Below are 20,356 nucleotides of genomic sequence, written 5' to 3' on the forward strand. Positions count from 1 at the left end.
AATTAAATGTAACCTTAGTTTTTTTACTTTTTACATCAGCTTGCCAAATTGTTAAAGAGCAGTTTTGAGATTAAACTCAAATATAAACACTTACATGCTAAGCACTTATATTTGAATTCCTAGAGCCGGTTTAAAACCAGAAGTGGTGGAGTTAAGCGGGATCGAACCGCTGACCTCCTGCGTGCAAGGCAGGCGCTCTCCCAGCTGAGCTATAACCCCTCTTCTTGCTTCTGCTTTTTCCTTTATGCTGCATGTTGCTTCCTCACTCACTCGGTCATGTACCTGATGTACACTCCCTCACTCGCTCGTCGCTTCACTTGCCTAAAGCAAAAATCATCGCAATAAGTCTTTCTATGGTCTTTGCTCAACATTCGTTGTCAGGCTAGGCGCAGTGAACCGAAGCATACTTACAGTATGTGAGGTTTGCTGCAACAACGCCTGGCGGCGAATTGGTTGGTCTGAGTAGACTCGAACTACCGACCTCACCCTTATCAGGGGTGCGCTCTAACCACCTGAGCTACAGACCAATTTTAACACGCCCAATCACTCAAGCATGCAAAACCGTTTGCTCTATCTCATGCAATCAATCATCTGTGTGAACACTTATAAATCCGTTCTTTAGGTAAGGAGGTGATCCAACCGCAGGTTCCCCTACGGTTACCTTGTTACGACTTCACCCCAGTCATGAATCACAAAGTGGTAAACGCCCTCCCGAAGGTTAAGCTATCTACTTCTTTTGCAACCCACTCCCATGGTGTGACGGGCGGTGTGTACAAGGCCCGGGAACGTATTCACCGCAACATTCTGATTTGCGATTACTAGCGATTCCGACTTCATGGAGTCGAGTTGCAGACTCCAATCCGGACTACGATACGCTTTAAGAGATCCGCTCACTGTCGCCAGCTTGCCTCCCTCTGTACGTACCATTGTAGCACGTGTGTAGCCCTACTCGTAAGGGCCATGATGACTTGACGTCGTCCCCACCTTCCTCCGGTTTATCACCGGCAGTCTCCCTAGAGTTCCCACCATTACGTGCTGGCAACTAAGGATAAGGGTTGCGCTCGTTGCGGGACTTAACCCAACATTTCACAACACGAGCTGACGACAGCCATGCAGCACCTGTCTTACGGTTCCCGAAGGCACAATCGCATCTCTGCAATCTTCCGTAGATGTCAAGAGTAGGTAAGGTTCTTCGCGTTGCGTCGAATTAAACCACATGCTCCACCGCTTGTGCGGGCCCCCGTCAATTCATTTGAGTTTTAATCTTGCGACCGTACTCCCCAGGCGGTCTACTTAATGCGTTAGCTGCGATACTCAAAGTACAAGACCTCGAACATCTAGTAGACATCGTTTACGGCGTGGACTACCAGGGTATCTAATCCTGTTTGCTCCCCACGCTTTCGCACCTGAGCGTCAGTATTGTGCCAGGGGGCCGCCTTCGCCACTGGTATTCCTCCAAATCTCTACGCATTTCACCGCTACACTTGGAATTCTACCCCCCTCTCACATACTCTAGCTTTCCAGTATCGAATGCAATTCCCAGGTTGAGCCCGGGGCTTTCACATCCGACTTAAAAAGCCGCCTGCGTGCGCTTTACGCCCAGTAATTCCGATTAACGCTTGCACCCTCCGTATTACCGCGGCTGCTGGCACGGAGTTAGCCGGTGCTTCTTCTGCGAGTAACGTCAAAATGCTGTGCTATTAACACAACACCCTTCCTCCTCGCTGAAAGTGCTTTACAACCCGAAGGCCTTCTTCACACACGCGGCATGGCTGGATCAGGCTTGCGCCCATTGTCCAATATTCCCCACTGCTGCCTCCCGTAGGAGTCTGGGCCGTGTCTCAGTCCCAGTGTGGCTGATCATCCTCTCAAACCAGCTAGGGATCGTCGCCTTGGTGAGCCATTACCTCACCAACTAGCTAATCCCATATAGGGGCATCCGATAGCATATGGCCCGAAGGTCCCATACTTTGGTCCGTAGACATTATGCGGTATTAACAGTCGTTTCCAACTGGTATCCCCCTCTATCGGGCAGCTCCCTATACATTACTCACCCGTCCGCCGCTAAATCAGGTAGCAAGCTACCCTCATCCGCTCGACTTGCATGTGTTAGGCCTGCCGCCAGCGTTCAATCTGAGCCATGATCAAACTCTTCAATTTAAGTTCTTTCGAGACGTAAGCCTCAGCTCAGCATTACTGACTAAATCTTTATAACTTGGTCACTCATACTGATTATTTCGTTTTAACGAACATCATCATAAGTGCCCACACAGATAATTGATTGCGAATTGTTAAAGAGCGTGCTTTGAACTTCAAAGCGGGAGGCGAATTTTACACCTACCAGATTTTAAGTCAAGCGTGAGGATAATTCTTTTTTAAAACTTATCATCACACCAGACTCTTGTTACTTCACTTCGCTTTTCGAGGCTTTCATCAGCACCCTGATGCGAGGCGGCCATTTTAGTGATTTAAACTCTGCTGTCAAGCGTCTTTTTTAAAGATTTTTGCAACTTCGTTTTATCACCTCAGGTTTCGCTTAACTCTCGTTCGCCGTATCTCCCGTGGCATGGCGCGCATTATAGGACCTTTTAAATATCCTGCAAGTGCTTTTTATTAAGGATTTAACTGACTGCTGAAAATCCCAGCAAAACGTTTATTATTAGCGCGATTTTATCGCAACAACCGCTTTTAAACGCTTTTTACCAAAGCCAAAGGCCTTTAGAAAAACCAAATGACTGATTGGAATGTATTGGCGCTCACTATTTGAGAGCCAAGGAATGTCTGCTACATCAGGATCATTAATATAGACGAAGAATTCATCTATGGCACATACCACTACCCAATGCGGTGCCTTGGAGCGATCAAATTGCCAGGTACTGATTAGTACTAACAAGATATAGCCCTGATCGAGTAACTGTTGGATCAAAACTAAGTTAGGCTCAACTATAGCTAACGGAATATTCGCAGTAAGCACCTTATTGTGATCGGCATGATAGACACGTTGCATAACCGCTTTCTTATCTGCGCTACGCACCGTATCTAAAAACAACGGCCCTGCTTGATTGACATATATTTTACTGGCGAATCCTCTGCGCTCAGCCGCTAACGCCAAACCATAAGGACCACAACCACCGTGACCTGATGTCATAAATACCGTAGTGGCTTCTCGCCAAATATCAATTTCTAAATGCTCTGGCGTATATTGCTCTGGCATAAAGTAATTAAAAGCCATTAATAAGCAAGCAGGACCACAAGTAAAAGGTGTCGATTGCGGTATATAAGGTACTACACGCTGATGTGCAATTGCTGGGAAATGATGGATTTGCTTCTGCATGCATAACGCATCGGTATGATCTTCATAAAAATCAAGTTTAACGCCAAAAGGATGGTAGCCCAGTTTTTGATATAAACGAATAGCAGCCGCATTATCAGGCCGAACTTCTAATCGCATAAAAGCGCAATGCCGTTCTAACGCTCTTTCTTCCGCATCTTTTAATAGTTGCGTAGCAATACCTGTGCCACGAGCACTGGGTAATAATGCAATCGAGTAAAGCCGAGCCAAACTTGTGCCACGCCGATAAAGCAGTAAGTAATAACCTACAATCTCGTTTTTATAACGCGCAATATATAAGTCACTGCGCTTTTCACTGATAAAACGTCTAAAGCTGCGAACGCTAAGTTTATCTGTAGTAAAGCAAGCTTGTTCTATCTCAACCAAGGTTGAAACATGACTCACTTCTGCCGCTAATATCGTTAATTGAGAAGATTGCAATTGAACATCTGACAATGATGGCTCCTGCTGAGCGTGTTACTTTTATTTTAATAAGCATTATAGTAGCAATATGCCCGATCTTTTCCGATACTTGTGAAATAAGCTAAAATTCAAACAAACTGATGGTGTTATGGCAAAACTGATTATCGTTGTCGACAAACTGCAAGATTGGGCGCCCTTTTATCAATATGATGGCGTAATGAGTTTACCCGACTATTTAAAATGGCGACCAAAGCAAGCGCAGCGGGTAAGAGTAATTAATTTATGTCGCCAAGCACATTATTTAGGTACTGGTTATTACTGCTCGCTATTAGCTGAAGCCAATAATCACCATGTGATGCCTTCATTAAGAGCTTTTAATAAATTTAATCGACATGAGATTTCAGAGCTTATTGAAGAACTGCCTGGCCAACTGCGCAATCAGCTGGCTAAAGCACTGACTGAGTCGACAGAAGAGCAGCTCACATTTAATATCTATTTTGGTGAAACTGAGCTCAAGGCTTTACGCAAATTTGCCAGCTATCTATTTGAGGCTTTGCCCGTTCCTGTGCTTAGGGTTGAGCTACAAAAAAAAGTACAATGGCAAATTAAGTCAATCAAGATAGGGGCGGTGCATAAACTAACGGAAACAGAACAAAGCTTTTTTGCCGAAGTACTCGAGCGCTACAGTCATAAAATTTGGCGTTTAGAGCCAAAGAATTTGAAATTCAAATATGATTTAGCTGTATTAACTAACCCGACAGAGAAATTCCCCCCTGCACACCCAAGTCTTTAGAGTTATTCGCTAAAGCAGCAAAACGCGCGGCAATGGATATCGAACATATTACTGCGAAAGATATGCAGCGATTAGCCGAATTCGATGGTTTATTTATACGAGAAACGACGGCCGTTAATCATCATACCTTTCATATGGCGGTTAAAGCAGAGCGTGAAGGGTTAGCGGTGATTGATGATCCTAACTCGATATTACGCTGTGGTAATAAAGTTTATCTGCAAACTTTATTTCAACAACATAATGTGCCCAGTCCAGATGGGTTAATGTTATTTAAACATGACCATGATAACCTAGAAAAAGCAGCTGATGCCTTTGGTCTACCCTTGGTATTGAAGATCCCTGATGGCAGCTTTTCTCGGGGAGTTGTTAAAGTGTCTACGCTGACCGAATTTAAAGCTCAACTGGCAGCGTTGTTTGAGCAAAGCGCGATTATCTTGGCGCAGCGTTATACTTTTACCGATTTTGATTGGCGTATTGGGGTTTTAAATGGCCAGCCGTTGTTTGCCTGTAAATACTTTATGGCGAGGAATCACTGGCAAATCTACAAACATGGTAAAACGAAAACACAAAGTGGTGGCTTTAGTACTTGTGCTATTGCCGACGTGCCACAGCATGTGCTTGCTGCCGCACTCGCTGCCTGTAAACCTATTGGTGATAGTTTGTATGGTGTTGATTTAAAACAAGCGGGTGAACACGTGTTTGTAATTGAGGTGAACGATAACCCAAACATTGATGATGGTGTCGAGGATCTTTATCTGGGAAATAAGTTGTACGATATGCTAGTAGAAGATTTTATTCGACGGATTGAATTAACCCGCTAGCCCGTTGAGCTAAGGCCTTTACCAAAAAGTCGAACGCTAAGAAGCAAAAAACCGGCTAAAGCCGGTTAATTGGTGCAGATGGAGAGACTCGAACTCTCACGCCTTGTGGGCACAAACACCTGAAGCTTGCGTGTCTACCAATTCCACCACATCTGCATTATGTTTTGTGCACTGCACCTAACATGGCGTGCAGTATAGCGATTCAAATAAACTAGTCAACTACTCGATTCAACTATTCTGCACGTTTTTGCATGTTAGGTTATTTGCTGTACAAAGCCATTATTATTTGGCTTTTTTCAGCAAACCAATCTCTTCAAGCCGCTGCATCAAATACTCATTTGAATTAATCGGCTCTGGATATAAGTTTGGCCGTTTTTCACTAATGCAGCTGTCTAACGTTTCAATAACAAAGTCAGGGTTAGGATGCATAAAAAACGGAATAGAATAACGTGGCTCGCTCGCAGCCATTCCCGCTGGATTAACCACTCGATGTGTCGTCGACGGTAACACATGGTTAGTTAAGCGCTGCAACATATCACCGATATTCACCACTATAGTACCTTCAATGGTTGTAACCGGTAACCAGCTACCATCACGGCGTAAAATTTCTAAACCGGCTTCGTTAGAACCGACGAGCAAGGTAATTAAATTAATATCCTCATGCTGACCCGCGCGGATCGACTGCGTGGTGGTATCTTTAATCGGTGGATAATGGATTGCTCGCAGAATGGAGTTACCATAATTCACTTTGTCGGCAAAATAGTGCTGATCTTGCTGCAGATATAAAGCTAACGCCTCTAATACGCGATTACCCAATTTTTCTAACTCGGTAAATAACGTTGAAGACGCTTCTTTAAAGCCCGGTATCTCAGAAGGCCACATATTTGGATATAAACTGGGATGCGGTGCTGCCCCATCCAGTTCACGACCAACATGCCAGAATTCTTTTAAATCTGGATGATTAGAGTCTTTTGCTTTTTCGACACCGACTGCGGTATAACCCCGAGCACCACCTTGTTCAGGTTTAGCATAGGAAGCTTTCAGCTCTGTCGGTAAGGCAAAAAATTGTTTAATCACCTTGTACGTATTCTCTACCACTTCATCTGGAATACCGTGGCCACTAATGCCACAAAATCCAAATTCAGTGTAGGCTTTGCCAATTTCGGCAACAAAGTTTTCTTTGTCGGTGGCAAACCGTCTTATATCTAACGTTGGAACATGCTGTGTCATATAAAAGACCTGTTTTTTTAGCCTAAGTAAAAAAAGAACCCTGCGATGGCAGCGCTCATTAAGTTCGCTAATGTTGCCGCAAGCAAAGCCTTTAAGCCTAGCTCAGCAATATCAGCGCGACGAGATGGAGCCATACCGCCCAAACCGCCTAATAAAATAGCAATAGAAGAAAAGTTAGCAAAACCGCATAACGCTATCGTTACGATAACTTGCGTATGCGCGCTTAACTGCTCTTTCACTTGCACAAAGTCGAGGTATGCGACAAATTCATTAATAACCAACTTCTGGCCAATAAAACTACCAGCAGCACGGGCTTCATCCCAAGACACACCCAGAATAAAAGCTAAAGGCTGGAACACATAACCAAAGATAAGTTGCAAAGTAAGTCCTTCGAAACCAATCAGATTGCCGATACCGCCAACAATGCCGTTTACTAACGCAATTAACCCAACAAAAGCTAGTAACATCGCGCCGACATTTAAGGCCAGTTGCATACCACTTGACGCACCAGCTGCCGCCGCGTCAATTAAGTTAGTATGCGACTTTTCAGTACTAATTTCGTTGAGTTCATTCTTGGGCTGATCAGTTTCAGGGATCAAAATTTTGGCCATCAACAGACCTCCTGGTGCAGCCATAAAACTGGCGGCAATCAGATATTTCATTTCGATGCCGAGCAAAGCATAACCTGCCAAAACAGAACCAGCGACTGAAGCTAGCCCTCCCACCATGACAGCAAACAATTCAGAACGGGTCATTGAAGGGATAAAGGGCTTAACGACTAAAGGCGCTTCAGTTTGACCGACAAAAATATTACCCGCAGCGCTCATTGATTCTGGCCGACTAGTACCAAGTAACTTCTGCAAGCCACCACCAATGATGTTAATGACAAATTTCATTACACCTATGTGGTAAAGCACAGCGATTAACGAGGAGAAAAATATAATGACGGTAAGTACGTTTATGGCAAACACAAACCGCCCCATATCACCGAATAAAAACTTTATACCTTCATTAGCGTATTGAATTACATTACTGACAGCAGCTGACATACTCAACAGAACGTCTTTCCCAAATGGTATGTACAACACAAAGGCACCAATGGCTAATTGAATGGCAAAAGCACCACCAACAGTTCGCCATCTAATTCGGCTTCGGTTTTCCGAAGCAATATAAGCCACTAGTAACAGGGCAACAATGCCCACTAATCCCATCATACGTAATTTCCCTGATTGTTATTCTGCCAGTAACTGGCGAATTTTTGCTTTTATAATATCAATCGCTATCTGATTTTTACCACCACGGGTAACCACCAAGTCGGCATACTGTTTTGAAGGTGCAATAAACTCAAAAAAGGCGGGGCGAACGGTGCTTTCATACTGTTCAGTAACAGAGGCTAGGCTTCGGCCACGATCTTCTAGATCCCTTTTAATTCGACGTAATAAACAGATATCAAGTGGAGTATCCATAAACACCGTGATATCAAACTCATCACGCAAGCGTTCGTCGGTTAATAATAAAATACCTTCTACCAAAATTACTTTAGCAGCCTGCACTTTAATCGTTTCGTCTAGACGCGTATGAAGCTTGTAACTGTATTGCGGCATGGCAATATTTTGACCGGCCCGCAACAATTTTAAATGTTCTACTAACAACGAATGCTCAAACGCAGAAGGATGATCATAATTCGTCAGTATACGTTGATCAAAAGACAAATGACTTTGATCACGGTAATAGGCATCTTCAGACAGAATAGCAATACGCTCACCACCTAGTTCAGCTACTAGTTCTTGGTAAACAGTTGATGCAAATAAGCTTTTACCGGAAGCCGAAGCGCCCGCTATGGCGATAATGGTATTCTTACCCACAAGATCACTTACTTTAAAGAAAACAGTTGGCGATTATCGCTAATTACGCTGCAGATATAAATAAAAAACTACTAAAAAAAATGCCAGTCAATTGACTGGCATTTTTATCATGCAATTAAGCAAGTATTAGAAAGTGTACTTCACACCTACTTTTAAACGCCAAGCGGAATCTTGTGTATAGAACTGATCCCAGTTATTGGTGTTGGTAGATGGGTTGCCATAAACATATTGACGTGTTGCTGGGTCAATAGTGAATTCAAACAACTCGATAGTGCCGAAGTTACTGCCGTATACCTTGCCTTTCGTGCTATCCAGTAAGTTCAGGAAGTTATCGATAGTGAAGTAAACTAAACCTTTATGGCCTTCAACTAAACCTGGGATTTCTTGACGGATACTTAAATCAAGCGTGGTTACCCAAGGCGTGGTGCTGACACCACGTGGTAAATAACCACCGGCATATTGATCCAAGCCCAGCGCATTAATGGTGTTGAAGAATGTGGCTTCAGCTGCTGCTGAGGCAAAACGCACATTTGGATCACCTTGCGTTGGGATGTACGGCAGTAATGCATCACCGAAAGTACCTGGGCTGATCAGACCATATGGGTCACCAAGGCTTCCAACACGGTTACCATCAGCATAGTAAGTAATTGGTTTGCCTGAACGACGCTCGAAGAACATGTTCACGTTAGTTTTGTAACCGGCGAACAGTTCAGTTTCATAACCGAAGTTAATCACAAAACGGTGTTCAGTTTCAAACGCTGAACGGCCTACAATAGCTTCGTTACGGTTAATTGCAGTGTTGAAACCGTAGTTACTACCGGCAGTTGAACTGGTACTAGTGTGTGAGTCCGTAATATCTTGATTGGTGTAAGAGGTGGTTAATGAAACACCACTATCCCACTTTTTAAATAATACTGTGCTGAAGATTTTAGAACGTCCATCTTTATCAGCATTGGTTAGCATTAAGTCGGTTGTTGTGCCATCTGGATCATTATAAATGATCCGGCCGCCATCTAAAGTGGTGCCATCTTCGTCACCCGTTAAGCTCGCATCAATCCAGAACGCAGTGTTTTCAGCTTTTTTGTACATAATTTCAGCTGTCCACAAAATATTGTCACCAATAATGGGTAGATCGAAGCTGTAATCAGTCGCTAACTGGAAACGCCAATCTGAAGGCAATTTGAAGTTAGGATCAGTAAAGTTTGTACCGGCGAAACGCGTAGATGTTGCTACTGTGTTAAGTACGTTTTGTGGTATTTCGCTGATGTCGATATTAGCTAAATCAGAACCGCTCGTTAAAGTCACTTCACCAATACCCACACCTGGGTTTGAATATGCGTTTGATACCCAAACAGTCGGTTGACCACCAGAGAAACGACCAACACCACCGCGAACCACTAAGTCATCCGCGGCATCCCAAGTAAAACCAAAACGTGGTAACACGATACCCGTGCCATCTAAGTTTTCAGTGTTAGGGAAACCCGTGCGCGCTTCAGACTGGCTGTTAGCTTTAGGTGTGTCACTTGATGCAAGCATTTCATAACGAATACCCATATCTAACACTAATTCTGGTGATACAGCCCATTCATCGTGAACATAAATGGCATGCTCATCACGCGTAAAGGCCGCTGCAGCATCAACTGGATTTAAGCTAGTAGCGTTTTGGTAACGTAAGTAAGAAGCTTGACGATTGGCAAAGTCAGCAATACTGTCAAATCGGTATTCACCTTTAGTACGCTGTAAGAACAAGTTATAGATGTCTAAGCTTTTATACTGATAACCGAAGTTAATGCTGTGATCACCCAACAAGTAATCAGCATCCATAGCTAAAATTAATGATTCTTTATTCAGTTCATTTGAGTGACGAGAAACGTCTGAACCAATAGCAATGTTACCGGTTGGGGTGAAAATGGTGACATCACCGAAATCACCGTATGATGCTTGTGTTGTCGGGTTATCGATATAAGTAATGCTGAACTGAGTAGAGAAGTCTGGCGTCCAATCTGAATAAAGTTTAAACGCATAGTTGTTTAACTCTTCTACCCGATCGTACCAGTGAGATGATAAACGTAATTCACCGGCAAAACTTGAGGTGTTAGAGGTACGGTTACCTTTGCTATATTGATAGGTAAAAGCAGCACGATGGTCATTGTTAATGTTCCAGTCTAACTTTAACAAGAACTTTTCATCGTCAGTGACAGGAGAGATATCCCAAGCACCGGCATCTACACCGTAAACATCACGGGCAATTTGTTGAACTTGTAAATACTGAGCATTTGTTGCGTCAGTTTGGTTAGGCGCACCTGAACCTGCAGGGCCCCACTCAATTGGCGTATCCGCTTCATAAAACTCGTAAGACGCGAAGAAGAACAATTTATCTTGAACGATAGCGCCGCCCAAGGTTGCACCATAGGTTGTTTCATCAAAGGCTAACGGAATATCTTGACCACGGTTTTTCGGCGTGCCGGCCAATTTGTCATTCTGTGTTTCATAGAACAAAGAACCAAACATTTCATTCGCGCCAGACTTGGTCACCGCGTTAATTTTTGCACCTTGGAAACCGCTGTCTTTAGCGTTAAAAGGGGAAACGTCGATGGTAACTTGATCGATAGCATCTAAAGAAATAGGTGAACGCGTCGTTGGGTAACCGTTAGCGTTCAAACCGAAGTCATCGTTTTGCGCAATACCGTCAACTGAAATGCTGTTAAAACGTGGGTTAGTACCCGCAACGCTTAACTCACCGTCTTTAGACGATAAAACTGCTAATGGGTTGTTACGAACGATATCTTTAATGTCACGGTCAAAACTTGGTGCGTTGGCAATGTCAGCAGCGCCAAAATAGCTGCTGCTACCTGTGTTATTACCAGTAGAAAGCGCACTGCCTGTAACTGCAATACGTTCAACTTGAGAAGATTCAAGCTGCGCATTTAAACGAAATGTCTCACCTAAGGAAATAAAAATATTTTCGTAAGTTTTTGTACCTTCGTTGCTGGTGATGGTTACAGTGTAAGGCCCGCCAACACGTAAACCAGAACTAGAGAAAGCACCTGAGTCGTTAGACACAGCAACAGAACGAGTACCTGAAGGTACGTGCAGAATTTCTACACGTGCATTAGAAGCAATTTGTCCAGTAGGGCTGACAATATTGCCGCGAATGGCAGAAGATGTATCGGCATAAGCCAAATTACTGACACCCAAGGCGAGTGTCACTGCCAACGCTAAATGTTTAATTTTCATATCGTTTTCACCTGGTAGTTGTGGGTTCTTAGCTAAATCCGATTTAGTTTTGTAAGATTGCTATCAATCTGCTGGCGAGCATAACGGACAAATATGTCATTTTCGTTACGTTTACCAAATTACGGGAACTTTTCTATTTTTCTATTGCCAAAGCCTCCCCGTCATACGATTGTAACATGACAAATTTCTGAAGCGAATAATATGAGGCAAAAACGCTCAAAAAATATCTTTTTTTGACGATTAATTACTAATAAACACATATTTTCATAAGCTATTCATACTTCTAATGTAAAATGACGAATTACATTTTTAAACAACCTAATCACTTCTTGATAGCCTCACTCACTTGGCGAGTCTAATGATAGGCTGTTAATTTTAGGTAATGTTATGCATACAAAATTAATTCATGTTTTTATTATGGCGATGTTCACTATGCTACCCAGCTCACTCTTAGCACAACAAACGCTGAAGGTTGCCACCTTTAATGTCAGTATGGAAGCCGACAATTATTTGAAAAAGGGTGAAAAAGGCAGCCCACAGGTATTAATGGATGTGCTCGCGAGCAAAAATCATCCTCAAGTACAAAACATTGCGGCGATTATTCAGCGCGTAAGGCCTGATATCTTGTTACTCAATGAATTTGACTATATTGCCGATCCTGAGCAAGGCGTGCAGGCATTTATCAATAATTATCTGCAGCAAGCTCAAGCCGGTAGTAAAGCTATCGATTATCCCTACTTTTATTACCATACCGTCAATACCGGCCAACCCAGCCCTTATGATTTGGACAACAACGGTAAAGCGACTGGGGTTGGTAATGATGCTTGGGGCTTTGGTTTTTATCCCGGACAATATGGCATGGTTTTGTTGTCTAAATACCCTATCGTTGCTGAGCAAGTACGCACATTTCAGCATTTCAAATGGAAAGACATGCCACAGCATTTGCCTACGTTAAAAGCTGATGGCATGCCTTGGTATAGTAAAGAAGCTTGGCAAGAGTTTCCGTTATCATCCAAGTCACATTGGGATGTGCCAGTGTCAGTGAGCGGCAAAACGGTACATTTGCTGATCAGTCACCCTACGCCCCCTGTTTTTGACGGCCCGGAAAATCGCAATGGTAAACGTAATCACGACGAAATTCGCTTCTGGACTGATTATCTAACCGCTGAGACATCAGATTATATTTACGATGATCAAGGACAGCGCGGTGGTATTGCACAACAGCAACCCTTTGTGATCTTGGGTGATTTAAATGCCTCAGCCCAAGGCGAAGGAGATGCCTTATTAACCGGCATTGCGGGCTTAACAAGCCACCCGAGCGTTAACAATAGTGTGGTGCCGCAAAGTGTAGGTGGGTTAGAGCACAGCCCAGATCGTGAATTTGCGGCAAGTCACACTGCCAGTTGGCGGATGCGTGCTGATTATGTTTTACCATCGAAGCAGGGATTCAACATTAAAGACGCAGGTGTTTTTTGGCCCGCAAAAGATACCGCTGATTATTATTTGATTGGCACCCGAGAAGCCAGCTCAGACCATCGTTTAGTCTGGCTGGAACTCGAACTTACCGCGAATTAACGCTTAGCCAACGACAACACATGTACTGTGACTTCTTCTCGGTCATGGTACAAGTGTTTTACTTGTAACTCGTAACCTAAACCGGCCTGCTGTAAAATCTGTTCAAAATCAGCAAGGACTTCTTTGACCGTTTCGTAACGGCGTTTCATTGGCAATTTTAAGTTAAAGATCGTTTCCTGACACCAGCCTTTTACTAACCACGACGCAATTAAAGGAGCAACCCGCTGTGGTTGTTCAATCATGTCGCAAACCAACCAATAGACATTACGTTTCTTCGGTTCAAATTTAAAGCCATCCACCGTCTGGTGTTTAACTTGCCCGGTGTCCATTAATGAATCTGCCATCGGACCGTTATCAATAGCCGTAACCATCATGCTGCGTTTGACTAATTGGTAAGTCCAACCACCTGGGCTTGCGCCTAAATCTACCGCATTCATGCCCGGCGCTAAACGGGTCTCCCATTCATCGCGCGGAATAAAACTCAAAAACGCTTCTTCTAGTTTTAAGGTACTGCGACTGGGCGCCTCTGCTGGAAACTTTAAGCGTAGAATGCCGTTTTCTAAAGAAGAGTTGTTTTCTGGGTAAGACAGGCCCAAATAGCCCTCGTTACCCGATATTAAAAACAAATGCAGTACTGCAGCACGCTTTTGCTCTTTGGGTAACATCACGCCCGCTTGGCGTAAAGCTTGACGCAAGGGTACCGTAAATTTACGCGCTAACGTCGACAAGGTTTTACCATCATTGGTATCTGGAAATTCCACCCGTAGCTCACCGCAACTGGTCACTTCTTGAGCTAAAGCGGCTTCTAACACCGGTGCAATACGATCGGTTGCCGGTAAGGTTAATGGCTCGGCCAATAACAGGATCCATTGACGGATAAAGATAAAGTCACGAAAGTCAAAATCACGATAAAACGCTCGCAAACTGTCTGCGTCGTAAGCCTCGAAAATAACAAAAGCGCTATTGGCTTTTAATTTACAAAAGCCAAAGACGTTAAAGGCTGCTGCCTGATCTTGAATTTCTGCCGCACATTCTTTCTCAAAACCTGCACGACAATAAAGCATTAACTGTTTCATTAATTAATCCCTGCGCCAGTTGGCGATTGCCAAAACCAGCCAGCCTAAAATAAAACTTTGACCGCCTAATGGCGCCAAAGCAGAAAAATAACCGGGTAATTGCAAAGCCCCGGCAAGTAACGTCCAACAAAATAACCAAATTCCCAGCTGCCATAACGCTGCGGTTAAGGCTAGCAAGCGACTGCCGGTTTTTCTATCTAGTTGCAGCAAAGCCAAACTATGCAACGCCAGTAATGCCAGGGCAATCACAATACGTGTTGCCGCATCGGGCGACAGTACGCTTTGCCATAAATGCATCAGTAAAGCCGCTAAGGCCACCACCGCCGCACCATATAATGCCGCTAAACTACGGCTGAGTTTCATCCAAAATTGCATCAATGTACCTTCGTGTAATGCTAGCCGCCTCAATAATAAGCGAGGCTTGCGACTGACCACTGCTTTTTAAGGGTTTAAAATCATGGTCGCCACTGTTTAACCAGTGCAGAATTACGCCTGGCCAATGTTTAGCGGCCACCTCGTTTCGCTTGCCAAAAGGGTCGCGCTCACCTTGCACAATCACTAAAGGGACAGTCAGTTGATTAAAATGCGCCGTTCGCCAAACACTTTTACCCGGCGCATGAAACGGATAACCATAAACAAAGCAGCCCGCCAACATTGTCGCAGCTTCTGGATCTGCCGCTAGCATAGAGGCAATACGCCCACCCATTGACTTACCCGCAATAAAACAAGGCTGCCCCTCGCGGGCAAACTGCTGTAATGCCGACATTAATTCAGGTTGCAACAACGTGGCTTTGGGCGGCGGCCGTCGACTGCCACCGTCTAGTCGCGTTTGCATATAACCAAAATGAAATAAGCTTACTTCAATTTGCTCTGCAAAGAGCGCTGAACAAAGTTGCTGCATAAAGTCGCTGTGACAAGATGCCCCCGCCCCATGCGTTAATAACAACTTTACCGCTGTTTTACTCATCCAGCGCTACCGCATTGGTAAAATGCTGCTCGGTAAAATCGGCTTGCTCGGCCAACACCATATCAAGCATCCATTGACGAAACGCGGCAATTTTCCCCAATTCGGTTTGGCTTTCACGATGCACTAAGTAGTACGAGTCTTTGCTGATCAATACATGATTAAACGGCACAAACAATCGGCCAGAAGTGATGTCGGGCCGCGCTAACACATTATGCGCCAGGGCAACACCTTGACCATGAATAGCAGCCTGCAGCACCATCGACGAGTGACTGAAAATAGGCCCTTGATTAACGTTAAAGTTTTTAAAGCCTTGGCTTGAAAACCACGATTTCCAAGCGCGGCGAGAGCCATCATGCAATAAGTTGTGAAAGCGTAAATCGTCTGGCTCAAGTAATGGCTTACTGCCGTTAAGTAACAGCGGTGAACATACCGGTAATAAGTATTCGGTATGCAGCTTTTCGGCCACCAAATTACGCCAATTACCACGGCCATAATAAATCGCGACATCGACATCATCGGTCAAAGAGCCTTCGTCTAAATCGACCGCTTTAATGCGCACATCGATATCAGGGTGCAACTCGCTAAACTGGTTCAAACGCGGCACTAACCATTGAATAGCAAAGCTGGGCTGCAAGCTAACCGTTAACGCGCCTTTGGCACCACGCGCTAACAGCTTTTCAGTGGCGTCGTGTAATTGTAGGAAAATCTCTTTAATGTCTAAAAAATAACTCTGCCCTTCTTCCGTTAAGAGTAAAGAGCGGTTTTTACGCATAAAAAGTTTCAGCCCAAGATGATCTTCAAGCGCTTTAATTTGATGACTAATCGCAGCCTGAGTGACATACATTTCCTCTGCCGCCTTGGTAAAACTAAGATGCCGGGCGGCAGTTTCAAATGCCTTTAAAGCGTTAAGTGGTGGCAAACGGCGAGCCATAAAAATCCATTCATTAATTAGTCATCAGGCAAGTTCATGCTAAGCAGCAATGCGGTTTAGCTCGGTGATTACTGCGGTTTGTAGCCTTCAATCTCAACGTCTTGACCCTCAAATAAAAAAGCGACCATCTGCTCTTCTAACAGTTTACGGTGTTCAACGTTCATCATATTTAATTTTTTTTCGTTAATCAGCATCACTTGCTTGGTTTGCCATTGCGCCCAGGCTTCTTTACTGACGTTATCAAAGACTCTTTTGCCTAATTCACCAGGGTAGAACTGAAAATCTAAACCCGGTGCTTCTTTTTTCAAAAACTGACAATAAACTGTACGACTCATAAACTCATTTCCTTAATCAGGCGAATACACAGCGAGTTGCTGCAGCAGTTGTTTTGCCGGAGCAGACAAGCCAACCTCAGGTATGGGATCTATTGTAAACCAAGTTGCTGTAGATTGCTCCTGTACCATTGCGGGTAAGCGCTCAAGCTTGAGCAGCATGGGTTGGATCCATAAATGAAAATGGCTAAAAGTATGCCGAAACCCGGCCAACTCATACTTTGGCATTGCGGCTAAACCTTGCAATGAAAGATACTCATCACGTAACTCGGCACTGTTAAACTCTAGAAAACCAAATAAGCCGCCCCACAAACCACTTGCTGGACGTTGCAACATGTAAACCTGCTGCTGATGTTGCAATAGCAACCAAAAACTTTGCTTCTCGGGTATGGCTTTTTTCGGTTTTTTGCCCGGATACAAGGCTTGATCACCTTGTAATGCCGCCAAACAATGTCGTTGCAGTGGGCACTCGGCGCAGCGAGGTTTACTGCGACTACAAAGTGAGGCGCCCAAATCCATCATACCCTGGTTAAATTCAGCAAAAGTGTCGGCTGGGGTCAATTGCTCTGCCAACTGCCATAGTTGTTGCTCTACCTGTTTTTGTCCTGGCCAGCCGGCAATACCGGCGAAACGCGCTAAGACTCTTTTACAGTTACCATCTAAAATGGGGTAATGCTGACCCAGCGCCAGCGATAAGATGGCGCCCGCCGTAGAACGCCCAATGCCAGGCAATGCAACAATTTGCTCGAAATCAGTCGGGAATTGCCCCGCATGATCGGTAACAATTTCAACCGCCGCTTTATGGAGATTGCGGGCTCGAGCGTAATAACCTAAGCCAGTCCACAGATGTAACACCTCGTCAATCGGCGCTTGCGCCAAGCTTTGAATATCAGGGAAGCGCTGCACAAAACGTTCAAAATACGGGATCACCGTTGCTACCTGTGTTTGTTGCAACATCACTTCCGATAGCCAGGTTTTATAAGGGCTTTTTTGCACTTGCCATGGCAAGTTGTTGCGACCATGTTGCCGTTGCCAATGCACCAATTGCTCGGCAAACCACGTTGCGTACTGCACTATTTATTCTCCTCAAAGCCGCTTGCTATGCGCCGCCTAATTATGCTGTGGCGCAGTGTAGCAGATCAGCGCTATTTTATTAGGTTGAGCTTGAAGGCTATTCCAAGGATAATACGCCCCCATTTAGTGTACGGAGCAAAAAATGAGCACAGAGGACAACAACGCGCAGCGCGAGCAAGATATATCGCCATCAACTGAAACCCCTTATCTGCGACGGATCCGCTCTTTTGTGCTGCGTGAAGGCCGCCTAACTAAAGGTCAGCAACATGCTCTAGATAACTATTGGTCAGAATACGGCATTGATTATCAACCCAGTTTACTTGACCTTGACCAAGTTTTTACGCGCTCAGCGCCACGAGTGCTTGAAATCGGTTTTGGTATGGGTAAATCGCTGGTGGCGATGGCGCAAGCGGCGACCGATCATGATTTTATCGGCATTGAAGTGCATCGGCCTGGTGTAGGCGCTTGTTTATCAGAAGCGGTAACACAACAAGTTAAAAACTTAAAAGTATTTGAGCATGATGCGGTAGAGGTTTTAGCGCATATGATCCCAGAGCAAAGCTTGGATACCGTGCAGCTGTTTTTCCCCGATCCATGGCATAAAAAACGCCATCACAAGCGTCGCATTGTCCAAGCTGAATTCGTGCAAGCACTGCGCAGTAAACTGAAAATAGGCGGCGTGTTTCATATGGCCACCGATTGGGAAAACTACGCTGAGCATATGCTAGAAGTCATGCAACATGCCGAGGGATTTAGTAATTTATCGGCGAGCAATAACTATGTCGAGCGACCAGAACATCGCCCGCTGACCAAATTTGAACAACGTGGGCAGAAGCTTGGGCATGGTGTTTGGGATCTTATGTTTAAAAGGATAAGTTAATGCTTGCTAACACCAGTCAGCTGATTTTACGTAATCTCGCCGATTTAACTGGCGCTGTTCTTTTTGTTGAGCCTGAAGCCGACTTACTGTCGCATCAGTTGCACGAACTGTCTTCGTTCAGCTGTTTTACCACTGATGCGGCGGTCAATCATCAATGGCAACGCGCAGCTAAAAACGTTTACTTTAGCGCCGAACCGAAATTTACAGAACAATTTAATACCGTGGTGCTTTTCTACCCCAAAAGTAAAGAGCAACTGGCGGGCACCCTGCAATTAATTAGCGGGGCTTTAGCCGCGGACGCACAGCTATTCTTAGTGGGTGATAATAAAGGCGGTATTAAAAGTCTGGTCACGCACGCCGAGAAATTGGGTTTGCATGCGCACAAATTAGATAATGCCAAGCATTGTTTATGGTTTTCATTAAGCGGAGCCCTTGATTCTCTTCCTGCAAACAGGCTAAGTGAGTTCTCACTTACCTTAGCTAATAGCCCCCTTAAGGTGTGTTCGCTACCCGGCGTGTTTAATCATGGCAAACTGGATAAAGGCACGGCATTGTTGCTTGAACATGTAACGCATATTCAAGATGGTATGGTGCTCGACTTTGCTTGTGGTGCCGGCATTATTGGTGCCTATTTAAAACAGCAGGCGCCAGCCATTGAATTATACTGCTCTGACATCTCCGCGTTAGCCGTAAAGGCAACGGTTGCGACGTTAAAAGCGAATAGTTTAAAAGGCGAAGTGGTCGCGGCGGATGGGTTGCCGGCACACCCCTTAACCTTTAAACATATTGTTAGCAACCCGCCGTTTCATAGTGGAATTAAAACCGATTACAGCATCAGCGAAGCCTTGATCAGTCAAAGCGTACAACGCCTGCAAAAAGGCGGTACGCTGACGGTAGTGGCCAATAACCACTTAGCTTATCAGCAACTGTTTGAAAAAGCCTTTGGTAAAGTTAACGTTCTGGCGAAACGCCATGGTTTTGTGATATACCAAGCGGTAAAGCATTAATTTAAAGGTTAATTATGCCGATTGGAGCACGATTATTGTTACTGTTACTCTTAGCCTGCAGTGCCGAGTTATCGGCTGAGCAGGTTAAGAGTTGCTTACAGTCCAGTTTGCGTAATACCGCCTGCCCACATCAAATTTATCGAGCCGTGCAATTGCCCGATGTGAATAAAATGGCGGTACGCTGTATTTGCGTAACCGATTTTAGTCCACTGCTCGCCCCTGCCACGACACCTGAAGCGCGACTTGCTCAACTGCGTTTAAAGCAGCAATTACAAAGCGATTTACCTATTGAGGTTGAAGCGATATTACAAGTGTTACGACGTGAGCGTTAGGCCGGTAACAGCACCAAACGATTAGCGAAGCCACCTAAGTGCTCTTCTGGCTGTTGCATTAAAACTGGCACGAGATACAGCTCGTTCTTATCAACCCAAAAAATCGCATTTTGCGTAAACAATCGCCCAAGTGCAATCGCTTGAACTTTATCGCACAACACCATCCAACTTCTTTCTTCAAAAGAACGATCTGGGGCCGAGCCGATAACCGAGCGATACGCTAAGCCGGTTTGCTGCAGCTGTGCTTGCAGTTGTTTATCCAACAAGCGGTTGTACACGGCTGGTGCATTTACTCCTGCGGGGTTTTGTGCGCTCACAATGGCAAAGCTAAGATGCGTGGCTAAACGTTGATGACATAAAAAGATACTGTTTTTGTAATGTTGCCACAGTTCCATCATCACACTCCTAACTGATTGCTCGTGATTACTATAAACCGCGAAAATAATTTTTCCAGTAACTCTTTGCAAAAAGCCAATATATGT

The 20,356-nt window shown here is 44.6% G+C and carries 18 protein-coding genes, 3 tRNA genes and 1 rRNA gene; 6 read left to right on the plus strand and 16 right to left on the minus strand.

Features of this window, described 5'->3' with window-relative positions:
* Positions 1 to 143 precede the first annotated feature (143 nt).
* From ACUJFK_RS14500 to ACUJFK_RS14515, 4 genes are all read right to left on the minus strand, one after another.
* A tRNA-Ala gene (locus ACUJFK_RS14500) sits at positions 144 to 219 on the minus strand.
* A gap of 231 nt (positions 220 to 450) precedes the next feature.
* Positions 451 to 527, minus strand: a tRNA-Ile gene (locus tag ACUJFK_RS14505).
* A gap of 96 nt (positions 528 to 623) precedes the next feature.
* Positions 624 to 2,160: ribosomal RNA gene (locus ACUJFK_RS14510) — 16S ribosomal RNA — on the minus strand.
* 499 nt (positions 2,161 to 2,659) lie between these two features.
* The gene (locus ACUJFK_RS14515; protein ID WP_445425302.1) at positions 2,660 to 3,787 is read right to left on the minus strand and encodes a GNAT family N-acetyltransferase/peptidase C39 family protein; all 1,128 of its coding nucleotides are present in this window, start codon (positions 3,785 to 3,787) and stop codon (positions 2,660 to 2,662) included.
* Positions 3,788 to 3,902: 115 nt separating this feature from the next.
* Between ACUJFK_RS14515 and ACUJFK_RS14520 the strand changes: the two genes are divergently transcribed.
* Entirely contained in the window at positions 3,903 to 4,547 is a 645-nt protein-coding gene (locus ACUJFK_RS14520; protein WP_445425303.1) for a RimK-like ATPgrasp N-terminal domain-containing protein, read from the plus strand.
* A 32-nt stretch (positions 4,548 to 4,579) separates the two neighbouring features.
* Complete coding sequence (locus ACUJFK_RS14525) at positions 4,580 to 5,368, plus strand: ATP-grasp domain-containing protein (protein WP_445425304.1); 789 nt, start codon at positions 4,580 to 4,582, stop codon at positions 5,366 to 5,368.
* 70 nt (positions 5,369 to 5,438) lie between these two features.
* Here the strand turns inward: ACUJFK_RS14525 and ACUJFK_RS14530 are convergent.
* From ACUJFK_RS14530 to ACUJFK_RS14550, 5 genes are all read right to left on the minus strand, one after another.
* A tRNA-Leu gene (locus tag ACUJFK_RS14530) sits at positions 5,439 to 5,524 on the minus strand.
* 126 nt (positions 5,525 to 5,650) lie between these two features.
* A complete protein-coding gene (locus tag ACUJFK_RS14535; RefSeq protein WP_445425305.1) occupies positions 5,651 to 6,598 on the minus strand; it encodes an isopenicillin N synthase family dioxygenase in 948 nt (315 codons plus the stop codon).
* A 17-nt stretch (positions 6,599 to 6,615) separates the two neighbouring features.
* Positions 6,616 to 7,812 (minus strand): NupC/NupG family nucleoside CNT transporter, encoded by a 1,197-nt coding sequence (locus tag ACUJFK_RS14540; protein ID WP_226752305.1) that lies wholly within the window; start codon positions 7,810 to 7,812, stop codon positions 6,616 to 6,618.
* An 18-nt stretch (positions 7,813 to 7,830) separates the two neighbouring features.
* Complete coding sequence (udk, locus tag ACUJFK_RS14545; protein WP_226752304.1) at positions 7,831 to 8,463, minus strand: uridine kinase; 633 nt, start codon at positions 8,461 to 8,463, stop codon at positions 7,831 to 7,833.
* Between the two features lie 126 nt (positions 8,464 to 8,589).
* On the minus strand, positions 8,590 to 11,700 hold the full coding sequence (locus ACUJFK_RS14550) for a TonB-dependent receptor (RefSeq protein WP_445425306.1): 3,111 nt from the start codon (positions 11,698 to 11,700) through the stop codon (positions 8,590 to 8,592).
* Between the two features lie 387 nt (positions 11,701 to 12,087).
* Between ACUJFK_RS14550 and ACUJFK_RS14555 the strand changes: the two genes are divergently transcribed.
* Positions 12,088 to 13,275 carry an endonuclease/exonuclease/phosphatase family protein gene (locus ACUJFK_RS14555; RefSeq protein WP_445425307.1) on the plus strand — a complete coding sequence of 396 codons (1,188 nt, stop codon included), beginning with the start codon at positions 12,088 to 12,090 and terminating at the stop codon, positions 13,273 to 13,275.
* Here ACUJFK_RS14555 and rlmM read toward each other — a convergent pair.
* From rlmM to mutY, 6 genes are all read right to left on the minus strand, one after another.
* Positions 13,272 to 14,351 (minus strand): 23S rRNA (cytidine(2498)-2'-O)-methyltransferase RlmM, encoded by a 1,080-nt coding sequence (gene rlmM / locus ACUJFK_RS14560; RefSeq protein ID WP_226752301.1) that lies wholly within the window; start codon positions 14,349 to 14,351, stop codon positions 13,272 to 13,274. The two genes, ACUJFK_RS14555 and rlmM, sit on opposite strands and share 4 nt — an antisense overlap.
* 3 nt (positions 14,352 to 14,354) lie before the next feature.
* Entirely contained in the window at positions 14,355 to 14,726 is a 372-nt protein-coding gene (locus ACUJFK_RS14565) for a DUF423 domain-containing protein (RefSeq protein WP_226752300.1), read from the minus strand.
* Entirely contained in the window at positions 14,698 to 15,318 is a 621-nt protein-coding gene (locus ACUJFK_RS14570) for an alpha/beta family hydrolase (RefSeq protein ID WP_226752299.1), read from the minus strand. The genes ACUJFK_RS14565 and ACUJFK_RS14570 overlap by 29 nt, the downstream gene beginning before the upstream one ends.
* The gene (locus ACUJFK_RS14575) at positions 15,311 to 16,249 is read right to left on the minus strand and encodes a transcriptional regulator GcvA (protein ID WP_226752298.1); all 939 of its coding nucleotides are present in this window, start codon (positions 16,247 to 16,249) and stop codon (positions 15,311 to 15,313) included. The genes ACUJFK_RS14570 and ACUJFK_RS14575 overlap by 8 nt, the downstream gene beginning before the upstream one ends.
* A 68-nt stretch (positions 16,250 to 16,317) precedes the next feature.
* Positions 16,318 to 16,584: an oxidative damage protection protein gene (locus tag ACUJFK_RS14580; protein WP_226752297.1), complete on the minus strand. Its 267-nt coding sequence runs from the start codon at positions 16,582 to 16,584 to the stop codon at positions 16,318 to 16,320.
* Positions 16,585 to 16,596: 12 nt separating this feature from the next.
* Positions 16,597 to 17,655: an A/G-specific adenine glycosylase gene (gene mutY / locus ACUJFK_RS14585; RefSeq protein WP_445425308.1), complete on the minus strand. Its 1,059-nt coding sequence runs from the start codon at positions 17,653 to 17,655 to the stop codon at positions 16,597 to 16,599.
* A 142-nt stretch (positions 17,656 to 17,797) separates the two neighbouring features.
* Between mutY and trmB the strand changes: the two genes are divergently transcribed.
* Genes trmB through ACUJFK_RS14600 form a run of 3 tightly spaced genes read left to right on the plus strand, consistent with a single transcriptional unit; the run spans position 17,798 to position 19,874 of the window.
* On the plus strand, positions 17,798 to 18,535 hold the full coding sequence (gene trmB / locus ACUJFK_RS14590) for a tRNA (guanosine(46)-N7)-methyltransferase TrmB (RefSeq protein WP_445425309.1): 738 nt from the start codon (positions 17,798 to 17,800) through the stop codon (positions 18,533 to 18,535).
* The gene (locus ACUJFK_RS14595; RefSeq protein ID WP_445425310.1) at positions 18,535 to 19,542 is read left to right on the plus strand and encodes a methyltransferase; all 1,008 of its coding nucleotides are present in this window, start codon (positions 18,535 to 18,537) and stop codon (positions 19,540 to 19,542) included. The genes trmB and ACUJFK_RS14595 overlap by 1 nt, the downstream gene beginning before the upstream one ends.
* Before the next feature lie 35 nt (positions 19,543 to 19,577).
* Entirely contained in the window at positions 19,578 to 19,874 is a 297-nt protein-coding gene (locus tag ACUJFK_RS14600; protein ID WP_445425311.1) for a hypothetical protein, read from the plus strand.
* Here ACUJFK_RS14600 and ACUJFK_RS14605 read toward each other — a convergent pair.
* A complete protein-coding gene (locus tag ACUJFK_RS14605; protein WP_226752292.1) occupies positions 19,871 to 20,272 on the minus strand; it encodes a DUF3293 domain-containing protein in 402 nt (133 codons plus the stop codon). The genes ACUJFK_RS14600 and ACUJFK_RS14605 overlap by 4 nt on opposite strands.
* Positions 20,273 to 20,356: the final 84 nt, after the last annotated feature.

Source organism: Alishewanella sp. HL-SH06, from assembly GCF_052656265.1.

Excerpts from the sequence above, each read along its gene's own strand:
- ACUJFK_RS14595 (WP_445425310.1), top strand. The coding sequence starts at position 18,535 with ATGCTTGCTAACACCAGTCAGCTGATTTTACGTAATCTCGCCGATTTA.
- ACUJFK_RS14570 (WP_226752299.1), bottom strand. The coding sequence starts at position 15,318 with ATGAGTAAAACAGCGGTAAAGTTGTTATTAACGCATGGGGCGGGGGCA.
- ACUJFK_RS14575 (WP_226752298.1), bottom strand. The coding sequence starts at position 16,249 with ATGGCTCGCCGTTTGCCACCACTTAACGCTTTAAAGGCATTTGAAACT.
- rlmM (WP_226752301.1), bottom strand. The coding sequence starts at position 14,351 with ATGAAACAGTTAATGCTTTATTGTCGTGCAGGTTTTGAGAAAGAATGT.
- ACUJFK_RS14580 (WP_226752297.1), bottom strand. The coding sequence starts at position 16,584 with ATGAGTCGTACAGTTTATTGTCAGTTTTTGAAAAAAGAAGCACCGGGT.
- ACUJFK_RS14535 (WP_445425305.1), bottom strand. The coding sequence starts at position 6,598 with ATGACACAGCATGTTCCAACGTTAGATATAAGACGGTTTGCCACCGAC.
- ACUJFK_RS14525 (WP_445425304.1), top strand. The coding sequence starts at position 4,580 with ATGGATATCGAACATATTACTGCGAAAGATATGCAGCGATTAGCCGAA.
- ACUJFK_RS14550 (WP_445425306.1), bottom strand. The coding sequence starts at position 11,700 with ATGAAAATTAAACATTTAGCGTTGGCAGTGACACTCGCCTTGGGTGTC.
- ACUJFK_RS14540 (WP_226752305.1), bottom strand. The coding sequence starts at position 7,812 with ATGATGGGATTAGTGGGCATTGTTGCCCTGTTACTAGTGGCTTATATT.
- ACUJFK_RS14555 (WP_445425307.1), top strand. The coding sequence starts at position 12,088 with ATGCATACAAAATTAATTCATGTTTTTATTATGGCGATGTTCACTATG.
- ACUJFK_RS14605 (WP_226752292.1), bottom strand. The coding sequence starts at position 20,272 with ATGATGGAACTGTGGCAACATTACAAAAACAGTATCTTTTTATGTCAT.
- ACUJFK_RS14520 (WP_445425303.1), top strand. The coding sequence starts at position 3,903 with ATGGCAAAACTGATTATCGTTGTCGACAAACTGCAAGATTGGGCGCCC.
- trmB (WP_445425309.1), top strand. The coding sequence starts at position 17,798 with ATGAGCACAGAGGACAACAACGCGCAGCGCGAGCAAGATATATCGCCA.
- ACUJFK_RS14565 (WP_226752300.1), bottom strand. The coding sequence starts at position 14,726 with ATGCAATTTTGGATGAAACTCAGCCGTAGTTTAGCGGCATTATATGGT.